The 14457-nt window shown below is 39.7% G+C and carries 10 protein-coding genes; all 10 read right to left on the bottom strand.

Annotated features, from left to right (window positions below):
* Positions 1-55: 55 nt before the first annotated feature.
* Positions 56-3181, bottom strand: a complete 3126-nt coding sequence (locus BM130_RS13545) for an efflux RND transporter permease subunit (RefSeq protein ID WP_010528435.1) — start codon at positions 3179-3181, stop codon at positions 56-58.
* 51 nt (positions 3182-3232) lie between these two features.
* Positions 3233-4270 carry an efflux RND transporter periplasmic adaptor subunit gene (locus tag BM130_RS13540; protein WP_010528434.1) on the bottom strand — a complete coding sequence of 346 codons (1038 nt, stop codon included), beginning with the start codon at positions 4268-4270 and terminating at the stop codon, positions 3233-3235.
* 95 nt (positions 4271-4365) lie between these two features.
* On the bottom strand, positions 4366-5757 hold the full coding sequence (locus tag BM130_RS13535) for a TolC family protein (protein ID WP_010528433.1): 1392 nt from the start codon (positions 5755-5757) through the stop codon (positions 4366-4368).
* A 300-nt stretch (positions 5758-6057) separates the two neighbouring features.
* The gene (locus tag BM130_RS13530; protein WP_010528432.1) at positions 6058-6684 is read right to left on the bottom strand and encodes a TetR/AcrR family transcriptional regulator; all 627 of its coding nucleotides are present in this window, start codon (positions 6682-6684) and stop codon (positions 6058-6060) included.
* A gap of 253 nt (positions 6685-6937) precedes the next feature.
* Positions 6938-8215, bottom strand: coding sequence for a sulfate adenylyltransferase subunit 1 (locus BM130_RS13525; protein ID WP_029626699.1), 1278 nt, complete (start codon positions 8213-8215; stop codon positions 6938-6940).
* A 99-nt stretch (positions 8216-8314) separates the two neighbouring features.
* Positions 8315-9220: a sulfate adenylyltransferase subunit CysD gene (cysD, locus tag BM130_RS13520; protein WP_010528430.1), complete on the bottom strand. Its 906-nt coding sequence runs from the start codon at positions 9218-9220 to the stop codon at positions 8315-8317.
* A 249-nt stretch (positions 9221-9469) separates the two neighbouring features.
* A complete protein-coding gene (locus BM130_RS13515; protein WP_010528429.1) occupies positions 9470-10315 on the bottom strand; it encodes an enoyl-ACP reductase FabI in 846 nt (281 codons plus the stop codon).
* A 275-nt stretch (positions 10316-10590) separates the two neighbouring features.
* Positions 10591-12249, bottom strand: coding sequence for a DNA repair protein RecN (recN, locus tag BM130_RS13510; protein WP_010528428.1), 1659 nt, complete (start codon positions 12247-12249; stop codon positions 10591-10593).
* Between the two features lie 8 nt (positions 12250-12257).
* The gene (porD, locus tag BM130_RS13505) at positions 12258-13157 is read right to left on the bottom strand and encodes a type IX secretion system protein PorD (RefSeq protein ID WP_010528427.1); all 900 of its coding nucleotides are present in this window, start codon (positions 13155-13157) and stop codon (positions 12258-12260) included.
* 2 nt (positions 13158-13159) lie between these two features.
* Entirely contained in the window at positions 13160-14359 is a 1200-nt protein-coding gene (coaBC, locus tag BM130_RS13500; RefSeq protein WP_010528426.1) for a bifunctional phosphopantothenoylcysteine decarboxylase/phosphopantothenate--cysteine ligase CoaBC, read from the bottom strand.
* Positions 14360-14457: the final 98 nt, after the last annotated feature.

The following is a 14457-nucleotide window of genomic DNA, read 5'->3' as shown; positions in this document are numbered from 1 at the left end:
ATGCAATAATAAACCATAGGAATTTATTTATCCCCATAAATAATTGTCAGAAAACCTAAGCTTCAATTTCTTTATCCAGTTTGGCAATTCGTTTTTGTTCTCTCTTAAACCGGTTGGCTCCTAACATGGTATACACCACAGGCATCAGAACAAGAGTTAGCAAGGTAGAAAATGTAAGCCCGCCAATAATTGCCACACCCATGGGTTGCCATATTTCGGCACCTTCGCCAATGCCGATGGCTAATGGTAACATACCCAGAATGGTGGTGAGAGTGGTCATAAGAACAGGCCGGAGTCTGGATTTACCACCTGAAATTACTGCTTCATTCAAATCCAACCCTCTGTCACGCAAAAGATTAATATAATCAACCAACACGATACCGTTCTTCACCACAATACCCACCAGCATTACTGCACCAATCAATGATATCAGATTTAATGTTGTGCCGGTAATATAAAGAGCCAAAAAGACACCTGTAAAGGCAAAAGGTAAGGTAAACATGATGATGAATGGCGAACGCAAAGATTCGAACTGAGATGCCATAACAATATAAACTAATAAAATAATCAGTATCAGCAGAAGCCCCAGGTCGGCAAAGGACTCCTGTTGGTCTTCGGCGGTACCGCCAATATCTACCCCAACCCCTTGCGGAATTCCGATATCATCCACTGCAGCTTTAATCTGATTGACTACATCCGAAATAGATGCTTTATAAAGCGAACCGGTAACAGTAATAACCCTTTGCCGATTTCGTCGCTCGATGGAAGGGGGTGCATTATACTCTTCGACATGACCTAATTCACCGATAGTGACAGCTTCGCCCCTTTGGTTAAAAACACGGATATTTTCAATAGTTTCGACAGACTTTCTAAATGGTTCGTCGAACCGGACGCGCACATTGTATTCGTCCCCTCCTTCCCGATATTGGGTAGCAACTAAACCGTTAATACGATTACGGACAGCAGAGGCCACAGCCGACGTAGTCAGACCGTGTAATCCCAATTTTTCACGGTCAAGAACCAGCTGGTAAGCTGCTTTAGACTCCTCCCGACTAATATCAATATCCCTCAATCCCTCTATATTTTCCATACGTTCGGCAATCTTTTCACTTAACGCCCCGGTAACATCTAAGTCGTACCCGGAAATAATAACTTCAACATTACCGGCACCGCTGCCCATTTCTCCTCTTCCTCCCGGCCACACCGAGAAATCTTTAATAATGGGTATTTTACTTAAATCTTTCCGCATCAGGTCACCAATAAGATAGATATCTCTATCTCTCTCAGTACTGTTGGATAGCCTAATATTAAAATTAATGATATGGGAACCGTTTTCACCAAAAGCAGAAAAGATATTACTCTCGTCAGCCACCCCTGCACTGGTCGATATAACTTCTATTTCCGGATAGTTTTCTTGCCAAATTTGTTCAATCTGCCTTGCAAGTTCCTGTGTTTTTTCCAACCTAAGATTCATGGGCAGTTCTACGGTAGCTTCAATATGAGCATTATCGGCCGGTGGTATAAATTCGGTTCCAACGACAGAAACCAACGAAATGCTTGCAATAAAAATAATGGCAGAACCAACCATCACAAATGCCTTGTGATGGACCGCCCATTTAAGCAGTCGCTCATAAAAACGGTCCAGTTTTTCGAGCCATTTTTCAATAGTTCCGAAAATGGCTTTTGATAACCCCGGCTTGCGTGGCGGCATCAATCGCAGCATATGCGACGAAAGCATGGGCGTAAGCGTCAGGGCCGCTAAAGTTGAAACAATAACCACCAGTGTAACAATCATCCCCAGCTGCCGAAACATAATACCGCTCAAACCCTGTATCAGCGTAAGCGGGAAAAATACCGCCACAACAGTTAAGGTCGTTGCCACAACCGCCAAACCCACTTCATTGGTACCATAAATGGCAGCTTCGCGAGGTGAACTTCCTTTCTCTATATGACGGGTAATATTTTCAAGTACCACAATAGCATCATCAACCACCATCCCTATGGCAATGGAAAGTGACGACAGGGAAATGATATTGAGTGTATTACCACTCACAAAAAGATAGATGAATGAGACAATAAGTGAAACGGGAATGGTAAGAATGATAATAAAAGTAGCCCTCCACCTGCCCAGGAAAAACAGAACAACCAAAACCACAAATATTCCGGCATAGAGAACCGTGGTAGCAAGACTGTTGATAGAGTTTTCGATGAACTCAGAAGTATCAAAGATGGTATCAATTTTAATATCGGGCGGTAGTTGCCGCATTAATTCGGGAAGTTTTTCTTTAACCTCTCTGGCAATGGCTACAGAATTGGCTCCCGATTGTTTCTGAATCACAATACGGGCCCCAACTCTCCCGTTACTTCTTTCGTCGATAGTCATTTCGGCAATAGTATCCTTTACTGTTGCCACATCGGCAATCTTTACAGGACTCCCATTAAAAGTTCCGACTACCAGATGTTCAATCTCTTTGCTGACTTTAAACTCACCTTCGATACGAATAGGAATGGTATAACTCCCAATATCGAGGTCCCCGGCCGGAAGGTTGAGATTTTCCTGACCAATAACCGCCCCTATTTGTTCAACACTAATATTATAAGCTTCTAATTTACGCGGGTCCACGATGACCTGAATTTCCCGTTCGGGACCACCGGAAAGGGATACGGCACCAACGCCCTCAATTCTGTTAAGCGGGTTAACGATACCCTCATCCAGTATTTTAGACAAAGCCGGATAACTCTCGTCAGCCGTTGCCGACAACAACATAATGGGAATCATGCTGGTACTGAATTTGAAGATAATGGGTTTTTCAACCCCTTCGGGCAGATAGGACTCAATCCGCCCTATGGCATCCCGTATATCGTTGGTAGCTTCATCCAGGTTGGTACCCCATTCAAATTCCAGCATAACCAACGAAGTGTTATCCTTAGAGATGGATGTTAATTCTTTTAAGTTGCTAACGGTATTTAAATTATCTTCCAATATACGGGTAACATTGGTTTCTATATCGGCTGCACTGGCTCCTTCATAAAAGGTAAATATACTTACTATTGGTGGGTCAATCTCGGGATACAGGTCGATGGGCAGGTAACGCAAAGAGAAAAGACCTAAAATAACCACACCAATGAAAATAAGTATAACCGTAACGGGTTTTCTTACCGCATTTTCGTATATACTCATCGTCTACTAATTATCGATTACACAACAACTTAATAAACAAAACACATTAACTTATTCAATTACGTCGACTTTGGCACCATCCAAAAGCCCGGCAAGGCCCTCAACAACTACTTCTTCTCCGACATCTAATCCCTGAATAACTTCAAAATATTCTCCCACATGCTTTCCTATTTTGACCTCTTTTCGATTTACCCTGCCATTGTTTACAACAAAAACAAAATAATCATCGGTGCCCTGTTGCTTTTGAACGGCCAAATCGGGTACGGTAACCCGCTCGAGGGTCTCAAATACAATATTAATGCGGCCAAACATTCCCGGACGAATTAACTCCTGACGGTTTGGGAATAATGTCTCCACCGTAAATGTTCTGCTACCAGAATTTAAAGCCGGATATTTCAAATGAACGGTTCCCCGGAATATGGTATCGGGATAAACATCCAGTCGAAGCGATACAGGCATTCCTTTATGCACAGAAGGATAATAACGTTCCGGTATATTAAGATTGACCTGTACGGGATTTATTTGCATCACGGTAAGAATGCCTTTCCCCAATGCCATGTTGTACATGTCACCATCTTCAAAATTACGGGCTGTGACAATGCCATTTCCCGGTGCCACAAGCCTTGTGTTTTCCTGAAGATTTTGATAATTGGCCCGAAGTACATCAAGCTCTGTTTTAATCTGTTCTAATTGTTGTTCAGAAACACTACCTGTACGAAAAAGAGTATCCAAACGAGCATATTCTTTCTCAAGATTATTTAGTTGTGCCTTTGTTTGAATCAGTTGAGAAGGATCCATTTGTACCAGTAGTTGACCTTTTTTGACCCTATCGCCCACATCCACATAAATTTTCTTAATGCGAAGCTGCAAAGCAGGACTTATGGTATACTGTTCAAAGGGTTCTACATTACCTGTAAAATCCAGGTCCTGTTCCACGTTCTGAAGTTTCGAAAAAGCAGTTTTAACCTTTCTGGTGCCACTGTCCGAAGAATCCTGATTAACATCTTTAGGGCCACCACAGGCAATCATACTAAGCATCAAAATAGCTGTACGGAAGAAATTAATATGATAATACCTTTTAATTTTCATCACTCTACAATATTTATATTAAGGATATTATAACTATCATTAAAATCCGGATATAAAATATTCTGAATAACCGGTAAAAAGCAGTAAGCAAATACTTAATCTTCAGGAATTAAGAAAGAATTTGCATCGATCTTAATGCCTAAATTTTTCTCATATTCAGCATGAGCGGTAAGAAAATCATACCTGGCCTGGTTAAGGTTAAGCCGAGCTTGAGTAAGTGCCACTTCGGCATCATTTAGTTCAAGCAACGTTCCAGCCCCGGTTTGATATCTCTTTTGGGCAATATCATAACCTCTTTGAGCCTGGTAAACAGCCGCTTTTGCCGATTCAATCTTATCGAGAGCTGCCTCCATAGAACGATAAGCATTCAGAACGGAAACTGCTACCTGACGCTCCAAATCCTCTCTCTGAAAGGAAAGTTGTTCCTTGCTCACTGCCAACTGCTTTTCCTGATACCGTTTGGCAAAACCACTGAAAATCGGAATTTGTAGCTGAACCCCTGCCACCACAGGTTTAACCCACTGATATTCATTAAATTCAAAATCGTTAGCTTCGGTCTGAAACTGATATCTAAGAAAAGCAGATAGCGTAGGATAGCGCGTAGCGCGTGTTAAATCGAATTGTTTATCAATTAACATTTTCTGGATGTCCAGTTGTCTAACATCAGGATTATTGGAAATATCCAGAAGTGGTTTCTCCGGCATATTATCAATTAACTCGTTAAAAGTTGAAAGGTCTTGAGCAAATTTAATGGGGACATCATTATCAAGACCTAATAAGATTTTGAGCATTAAAACAGCCATTTCACGACTATTGGCAGCCTGGGTAAGTGAAGGTTCAATATTTCGGACCTGAACATCGGAACGGATAACATCATATTCGGCAGCAGCACCTTGCTTATACATACGTTGGATGCTGTTATAGTTTTCTTTAGCATTTTGCAGGCTACGATGCAGCACATTATATGAATCGTTGGCAAGCAAACAGTTAAAATATGCTTTTTCGACTTCGTTAATCATATTAATTCTCGATTGACGAGCTTTTTCCAGTGCGCTTTTCATTTCCACCTCTGTCATCTGGATATTTCTAAATAGGGATAGATTAAAAAGCGGCATGGAAGCACTGACACTGGCAGAATAACTGTTATCGTAACCTATCTCAATGGTATTTTTTCCACCAAAACCTGCCGACATATCTTCGGGTAAAAACATTACCGGTTTTCTGACATTACGGCTGTAACTCCCGGAGGCAACGACCGAAGGAATAAGGTTTGACCAAGCCTCTTTACGAGAATAATCGACCCTTTTAATTTCTTTATCGGCAACTTTAATGGTAGGATTTTCAGATAAGGCAATTTCTATAGATTTCTCTAATGTAAGAACCAAAGTATCATTAACCTCTGAAACCTGTGCGTTTACCGTTAAGGGAAATAGAGTAAGTATAAAACTCAAAAGCCCCAAAATCGTCCTTTTGCATACCATTTTCATAGCCTTTTCTTTTATTCTTCAAATCGAATTAAGTTTTGTTTTGATTATAAAGATTAGTCTTTAGTGATTAGTTATTTAGTCAATAGTCCCACTCGACACTAAAGTATACTGCCTGTTGACCCACCACGAACGCCTTTTCAAAAATCACTAAAAACTTCTGCTGCCTCCTGTCAGGGCAATTTCTGCCTATGTACTTTTATACAAGTTCTTTTGTAACAAAAGTCACCATACTTGTGCCTGTTTTTGGTAGCATAAGATTGGAACATCCTGTTAGTTGCATTTATAAAGACTTTTCCCTTCTTACAATCCAAATCTGTTAGTTTTAGGGTCGGTCAATAATTCTTCAAGCATTTTTAAGCCTTTTAAAGTGCATATACCTCTGGCGAAATTCAAGAAGATATTTTCGTACAATTCTTTGGTGGGGAACTCCTCTTCAGGGAAAATATCTTTATTGTGCACCAAAAACATTTGTTCATAAAAAATCCGAGCCACCAAACGAGAATTGATATCGTCACGGAATACCCCCTCCTGTTTCCCTCTATCCAATAACTTTTGCAGTTTATCGTGCGAAGATTCGCGACTTTTGCGAATGGTTTCATCCCACACTTCAGGATAAAACTTCTTAAGCTCATGTAAATAAATAGGGGTCACCAGTTTGGTGCTTTCAAGCCCCAAATTCAACATCCTTACAATGCTATCAATAACATTCTCAGAATGGTCAATTATATTCTTCAGAAGCTGTTCACGCTCATTCTGAAAGAAATGGATGGATGCTTGAAGAAGGTCATATTTATCTTTAAAAACTTCATAAATCGTTCGCTTTGATACGCCTACCTCCATAGCCAACTCGTCCATAGTGACATGCTTAATGCCTCGCGTGAAAAATAACTGACTAGCCCTTCTTAATATTTTCTCCCTAGTATCCATCCAAATTATTTTTCGCGACTCAAAAGTAAACCGAAAACTTAAAAAACCAAAATAGTTTTCCGGTTTTAACTTTGCCTGCCTCGAAAACGAGAGTACCCTGTTAAATAAGATATTTTAGGTCTGAGGTAATTATTTTTTTGTATTAAGAGCTTACAGCCAACGATAATAGGGACTATAGCAAAAGGGAATAGCATAAAAAAACCGCCAACTCCACAAACTGAAATTGACGGTATTTTTGATGTGAGAAATATGCCTAAACAATCATTCCGGCAGCCACGGTTTCATTGGTGCCTTCATCTATAAGGATGATGCTACCGGTTGTTCGGTTAACATTATAAGAATCGTAAAACAAGGGTTTCGTAGTTCGTAAATGTACCCTGGCGATATCATTCATTCCAATTTTCAAATCATCATAATCTTTTTCCAGGGTATTTATATTCATCTTATACTCAACATCGGTAACCATACAGCGCATTTCTGTAGTTGTATGTCGGATAAGATATTTGCCACGCGGTACCAGGTTTCGTTCATTAAACCAACAAAGCATGAGGTCAATGTCCTGGCCAATGTTAGGTCCACGTCCGTTGTTTTCTTTGACCAACATATCTCCCCTGCTAATATCGATGTCATCTTCAAGAGTAATAGAGACTGACTGAGGCGCGAAAGCCATTGGCAAGCTTTCGGAAAAAAGGTCAATAGACTTAACTTTAGAGGTAAAACCCGAAGGTAATACTTTAACGGTTTCACCCACGTTAATGCTTCCGCTCGCGATACGTCCGGCATACCCTCTATAATCGGGATAATCTTTAGATTGAGGCCTAATTACATACTGCACCGGATATCTGAAATCTTCACGATTGATATCGCTTCCGATATGAATATTTTCCAATAAATACATTAATGTTGGTCCCTGGTACCAATCCATTTTATCGGAACGAGTCACCACATTATCCCCCACTAAGGCACTAATAGGAACATACCGAACATCTTTAGCAGACAATTTGGAAGCGACATCTTCCATGTCATTTTTAATGTTCTCAAAAACCTCTTCGCTATAGTCCACCAGGTCCATTTTGTTAACGCAGATAATAATATGAGGAATCTGTAAAAGCGAAGCGATATATGCATGCCTTCGGGTTTGTTCCAGCACACCATGTCTTGCATCGACCAAAATGATCGCGGCATTGGCAGTACTGGCACCGGTAACCATATTACGGGTATACTGAATATGCCCCGGGGTATCTGCGATGATGAATTTTCGTTTGGGTGTGGCGAAATAGCGATATGCCACATCAATGGTAATACCTTGTTCACGTTCTGCTCTAAGGCCGTCGGTAAGTAAAGCCAAATTAACGTTTTCGGCTCCGGTACGGAGGCTCGCCCTTTCAATAGCTTCCAATTGATCTTCAAAGATAGCCTTTGAATCGTATAATAATCGACCTATAAGAGTACTTTTGCCGTCATCCACGCTTCCTGCAGTGGTGAACCGCAAAAGTTCCATATCTAAATATCCGGAATCTTTTCCACTCATTTTTTTTAATTATATCCCAATTAGTAATGTTCCAAAGAAATAAAAATAAGATTATACGTTTACGATCACAGGTTAAAGGATATCGGGTAAAATATACCATTAAAAATATCCTTCGCGTTTGCGGTCTTCCATCGACGATTCGGAACGTTTGTCATCAGCACGACCGCCTCTTTCAGTAACACGTGTTGCAGCAACTTCCTTAATAATATCCTCAATACTATTGGCTTTAGATAAAGTAACCCCTGTACACGTCATATCTCCAATGGTTCGGCACCGTACGTCACGCACCTCCACTTTTTCTCCCTCTTTTAACTGCATAAAAGGTGCTTTAGCGAGCCAAATTCCATCACGCTGGAAGACTTCCCGCTTATGGGTAAAATATAAGGAAGGCATTTCAATATTTTCCATATAGATGTACTGCCATACATCCATCTCTGTCCAGTTACTAATGGGGAAAACTCTAAAGTGTTCACCCATTTTCTTTTTACCGTTAAAAAGATTCCACAATTCAGGCCGTTGATTTTTGGGGTCCCACTGACCGAACTCATCGCGGTGAGAAAAGAAGCGTTCTTTAGCTCTGGCTTTTTCTTCATCGCGTCGTCCTCCCCCCATAGCAGCATCAAATTTTTCTTCCTCTATTGCATCTAACAAAGTAATGGTTTGAATTTTATTCCGGCTGGCATTTATTCCGGTTTCTTCAACAGCCTTACCTTGATCAATAGTATCCTGAACATACTTAACAATACACCGGGTTCCGGTTTTTTCCATTAATCGGTCCCTGTATTCCAAAGTTTCAGGGAAGTTATGGCCTGTATCGATGTGCATTAACGGGAATGGCACCTTTGCAGGCCAAAAGGCTTTTCGGGCCAGATGAAACATCACAATAGAATCTTTCCCGCCGGAAAATAACATGACAGGATTTTCAAATTGGGCAGCAACTTCCCGTATAACAAAAATCGATTCGGCCTCTAATTCCTTCAGATGATTAATCTGATATTTATCCATTTATCTTTTGTTTTAATATTCAGTAAAAAACCCAACCGAAAAAATCAAAACTATTAAGCTAACATTTAAACAATCAGTCAACTACCAATTATAGATATTCGGTCTAATAATTAAATTAAAAACGCTGGCTATATTGTAAATGGTTAAAAATTAACCGCGCCAAATATACTTAAAATAAAAGCCACTCCCAAAAATTTGGGGTGGCCTTGATATTTGTTTATCTCACAATAACAATGAATATGATAATCGTTAATACATATCGTCGACGTCCCCCGTATCAAAACTTTTGTTGTATTGTTTCATTGCTCTCATACTCATCCCCATGCTGGAGAAGCCACCGTCATGATATAGATTTTGCATGGTAACTTTTCTGGTATAATCAGAGAACATCACCATACAATATCTTGCACAATCTTCAGCGTTGGCATTGCCTAAAGGCGACATTCGGTCGGCAAAATCCATCAATCCGTCAAAACCTTTAACGCCACTTCCTGCCGTAGTGATAGTAGGTGACTGACTGATAGTATTAACTCTCACTTTTTTCTCCCTGCCCAAGATATATCCAAAACTTCGTGCGATAGATTCTAATAAAGCTTTGGCATCAGCCATGTCATTGTATCCATATAAAGTTCGTTGTGCGGCCACGTATGACAAAGCCAGGACGGAAGCCCACTCATTAAAGGCATCCAATTTAAATGCCACCTGCAACATTTTGTGAAATGAAATGGCCGATATATCCAGTGTTTTTTGAAGGTAGTTGTAATCCAAATCGTGATATACCCTTTTTTTCCGAACATTAAGAGACATACCAATGGAATGGAGTACAAAATCAATTTTGCCTCCAAGAACTTCCATCGATTTCTTGAAAACATTTTCCAGGTCTTCAACATTTGTTGCATCAGCAGGGATCAGCTCGGAATCGGTTTTTTTTGCCAGATTGACCACTTCACCCATGCGGCATGCCACATGCGTATTTGACAAGGTAAAGGTTGCACCTTCTTCCTTAGCCATTTCTGCAACTTTCCAAGCAATAGACATGTCGTTGAGGGCTCCGAAAATTATCCCTCTTTTTCCTTTTAACAAGTTATTTCCCATATTGGTATAGTTGTTATAGAATTGTCATAAAAATTACAAAACTTATTGGGCAAATGCCACCAAAAGGCCAAAAAGCGTTTTTTTCTCTTTGGGTATTAGGCTGCAAATATATTGTAAAATTGTTTGAGCATAAAAGCCGGCGACCTCTTCTTTTTATCAATTCTAATTAAAAACAACAACATACACCTCACTCACAAGCACTTAACACAACAAGAAAAATAATTAATTTATGTTATTAGAATGTTAACCTACCGACAATAGAAGAGAAATTAGGATTAAGAATTTTCCAGTAACAATCTTGCATTTTCGAGAGCGGCTTCTGATACGCTGGCACCACTAAGCATGCTGGCAATTTCAGTAAGTCGCTCCTCATGACTTAACAATTTAACAGAGGAAATGGTTTGCCGCTCGGTTTCAGTTTTAAAAACTTTCAAGTGGTGATGTCCTTTACCGGCGATTTGAGGAAGGTGGGTTATACTGATAACTTGAATATTTTGAGACATTTCTTTCATAATACGTCCCATCCGATCAGCTATTTCACCGGAAACACCTGTATCAATCTCATCAAAAATAATAGTAGGTAATCCTTTAGCTGAAGACAACAAAGCTTTTATACAAAGCATAACTCTGGATATCTCACCGCCTGAAGCTACTTTGGGTATATCAGTAAGTTCGCTATTTTTATTGGCGGAGAACAAAAATGAGATTTTGTCCCGGCCATTAGGTCCATAATCTTTCTCGAACTCATTTTTTAAAGAAAATCTTGCATTGGGCATTCCCAGCTCCCTAAGTTGGGTTTGGATAGTCTTTTCAATTAAAGGAAAAACTTTTTCCCGACTTTGTGTTAATCGATTGGCACACTCATCCAGATGACTTTTTGCCTGATTAATTTCTTGTTCCAGTCGATTAAGCTCTTCTTCAAAAGAAGCCAGCTTTTCCAATCGGTCAGATAACTCAGATTGAATTTTCAATAAATCTTCGACAGTATCGACATGATGTTTTTGCTGCAAAGAATAGATTAAGTCTAAGCGCTCCTGAACTAAAGTTAAGCGAGCAGGGTCATATTCTACCTCTGCCCCACGCTCGGTGACCTCTTCGGCAATATCTTTCAGTTCAATATAGGAAGATTCAAGACGGTTTAATAATTCCTCACCGTTAGATAAATAAGAGGCTATCTTTCTAAATTCTTCCACTAAACGATACAATTCCTGCACCATTGGTTCTTCCCGCTCATACAAAGTTAGAGCAGCCAATGAAAGAGCCGATTTAATTTCCTCGACATGTGATAGTTGCTCCAACTCCATTTCCAGTTCGGACTGCTCACCCTCTTTTAAATTGGCCTCTTCAAGTTGCTTAAGCTGAAATTCCCAGTAATCTTGATCTTCTTTTTGGCGGGCATTGAGTTCTTCCAGATTTTTCTTTTCGGAAATTAACCTTTTATAGTTATTGTAAGCTTCAAGATAAAGCTTTCGCTCATCAGAATTTCCAGCAATAGTATCGACAACATTTAGTTGAAAATAATTATCTCCCAAAAGAAGGTTTTGATGTTGAGAATGAATATCTATCAATCTATCAGAAAGAGCTTTAAGAAAGTTAAGATTAACAGGTGTATCATTAACAAATGCACGTGATTTCCCGGATGGTAAAATTTCACGACGCAATATTGTTTCTTCCTCAAAATCAACATCTTCTTCTTGAAAAAGAGTATTTAAGTTATATTTTGAAATATCAAATACAGCTTCAATAACACATTTACTCTCTTTATTTCCAATAACGGAAACATCACTTCGTTGGCCTAAAACCAACCCCAAAGCACCAAGCATAATTGATTTACCGGCCCCTGTTTCACCGGTAACAACAGTAAATCCCGTACCAAAATCGATACGGGCTTGATCTATCAGAGCATAGTTCTTAATAGATAATGTCTTCAACATATCATAAACTATTTGTCATTCAATATTTCCTGGTATGCATCGGCCTTTGACGGATTAACTTCACTAAAAATTTCAACGGCTTCGACTTTCTCCATAGAATAGGCTTCGGAATAAAGATTAATTAATTCCGAATGTTTGGCATCAAAAAATAACTGTAAAGCATAAGACCCGGGTTCACGACGGTAGACATCTCTCAATAATTTTAAATTATCAGAAATATTGGATCTCCCCTTTTGTGGGTCTTCACTCATCGTATCCAGTCCTTTGCGATGATATTCATAATAAAATTTTCTTAATGACCGATGGTCATTATCCAAAATATTATAAACCAACCAATATCGGTTTTGCCTGCTTTCAAATTGTTTCCATCCGCTTTCTTTGGCATTTTGTTTCATGCCGACAATTTTTTCAGCCTTTTGAAACCAGGGCGTTCCTCCTTCCAAACTATAGGTATCATAATCATACCCGAGAATAATATAGGCGTAATATGCCAAAACAGAAACCAGGTTAGATTTGAGGTTATTCTCGTTATAAACCAAACTTTCGAATTCAGTATACTCAAAATCTATATTTTCATCTTTCAAATTAAGAATTGGACTAGAGTAGGCCGAATTAAAAACCGGACGGCGAGACTGAACCTGTAAAGTACCTTTAAACCGGTTAACACCCTCAATTTCATTAATCGTAAAATGAAAAGTGCACTCAATTCGTTCGGAAGTTTTAAAAACATGATTAGTCCATTGTTGATTATTCATGAATTCATAAATGGCTTCACGCAACGAATTAAAAACACTCCTGTTAGTTCCCTGAATTGAAGGTGCAACGACTTGTACTGCACATTTCAACTCTTGCGATGATGCAGGTACAAAGCGCAATAAAAAAAGTACGATGAAAAACCAGGATCGCATCACTAAAGAATTTTTTCCACAGCTGAAATGATGTCTGCGGCAACCTCTTTTTTACTTTTTAATGGAAATTTTTCCATTCTACCATCCCTGTAAATGATGGAAATACGATTGGTGTCAGCCATAAATCCTTCACCTTCATTGTTGGGTGAATTTAGAACAATAAAGTCTAAATTTTTATCATTTAGCTTTCGGCGGGCATTTTTTTCTTCATTATTTGTTTCTAGAGCAAAGCCCACAGTAAGCTGATTGGCTTTTTTCATTTGGCCCATTGATGCAGCGATGTCAGGATTCGCCTTTAAATGAAGTACCCAATCGTCATTATTACGTTTAATTTTTTGTGAAGCAACACTATCGGGAGAAAAATCCGCAACCGCAGCGGCGAAAATGGCCACGTCACATGCAGGAAACCACTCCCGGCATGCCTCATACATTTCTTTTGCAGATATTACATTACGCCGATAAATGGACGAATAGTTTGTTTCTAAATTAACCGGACCACTAATTAAGAACACTTCTGCCCCTCTTTTAGCGGCTTCTTCAGCTAAAGCAAAACCCATCTTACCGGAGGAATAATTCCCGATAAAACGAACAGGATCAATATTTTCGAAGGTAGGCCCGGCAGTAATCAATATCTTACGGCCTAGCAGCGATTTAGGGGTTGGCGCCAACACTTCCTTTATCCGTTGGACAATAACCTCAGGTTCTTCCATTCTTCCTTTGCCCTGCAGTCCACTGGCCAATTCACCTGAAGCAGGCTCAACAATTTGCGTCCCAAATCGACGAAGCAAATCGATATTCCGTTGATTGGCCGGATGTGCATACATGTCTAAATCCATTGCAGGTGCCACCAAGACAGGACACTTGGCAGATAGGTATGTAGTAATCAACAAATTATCACAAATAGCATTAGCCATTTTCCCCATAGTATTGGCCGATGCTGGGGCAATAACCAAAATATCGGCCCATAGACCAAGATCTACATGACTATGCCAACTACCATCTGCATTTTCGAAAAAGTCGGACAATACCGGTTTGCCCGATAAAGCAGATAATGTAACGGGAGTAATAAATTCTTTTCCCGCCGGCGTAATAATAACCTGCACCTCCGCCCCTTCCTTAACCAACAGCCGAAGAAGATAAACAGCTTTATAAGCAGCGATACTTCCGGTAATTCCCAAAATTACCTTTTTCCCTTTGAGCATCTGTAATATCCTGAGTGATACGAAAATAAATCATGAAAGTTGAAAAGAAAAGATTCTCCCCTGCTGAATACCATTTCTTCCCTTTTATCTTGCAATTA

It is taken from the genome of Thermophagus xiamenensis (genome assembly GCF_900112795.1).
Lineage (GTDB): Bacteria > Bacteroidota > Bacteroidia > Bacteroidales > Marinilabiliaceae > Thermophagus > Thermophagus xiamenensis.
Note: the sequence above shows the minus strand (reverse complement) of the source record. Positions and strands in the feature narration are given on the sequence as shown.

Excerpts from the sequence above, each read along its gene's own strand:
- BM130_RS13545 (WP_010528435.1), bottom strand. The coding sequence starts at position 3,181 with ATGAGTATATACGAAAATGCGGTAAGAAAACCCGTTACGGTTATACTT.
- BM130_RS13540 (WP_010528434.1), bottom strand. The coding sequence starts at position 4,270 with ATGAAAATTAAAAGGTATTATCATATTAATTTCTTCCGTACAGCTATT.
- BM130_RS13535 (WP_010528433.1), bottom strand. The coding sequence starts at position 5,757 with ATGAAAATGGTATGCAAAAGGACGATTTTGGGGCTTTTGAGTTTTATA.
- BM130_RS13530 (WP_010528432.1), bottom strand. The coding sequence starts at position 6,684 with ATGGATACTAGGGAGAAAATATTAAGAAGGGCTAGTCAGTTATTTTTC.
- BM130_RS13525 (WP_029626699.1), bottom strand. The coding sequence starts at position 8,215 with ATGAGTGGAAAAGATTCCGGATATTTAGATATGGAACTTTTGCGGTTC.
- cysD (WP_010528430.1), bottom strand. The coding sequence starts at position 9,220 with ATGGATAAATATCAGATTAATCATCTGAAGGAATTAGAGGCCGAATCG.
- BM130_RS13515 (WP_010528429.1), bottom strand. The coding sequence starts at position 10,315 with ATGGGAAATAACTTGTTAAAAGGAAAAAGAGGGATAATTTTCGGAGCC.
- recN (WP_010528428.1), bottom strand. The coding sequence starts at position 12,249 with ATGTTGAAGACATTATCTATTAAGAACTATGCTCTGATAGATCAAGCC.
- porD (WP_010528427.1), bottom strand. The coding sequence starts at position 13,157 with ATGCGATCCTGGTTTTTCATCGTACTTTTTTTATTGCGCTTTGTACCT.
- coaBC (WP_010528426.1), bottom strand. The coding sequence starts at position 14,359 with ATGCTCAAAGGGAAAAAGGTAATTTTGGGAATTACCGGAAGTATCGCT.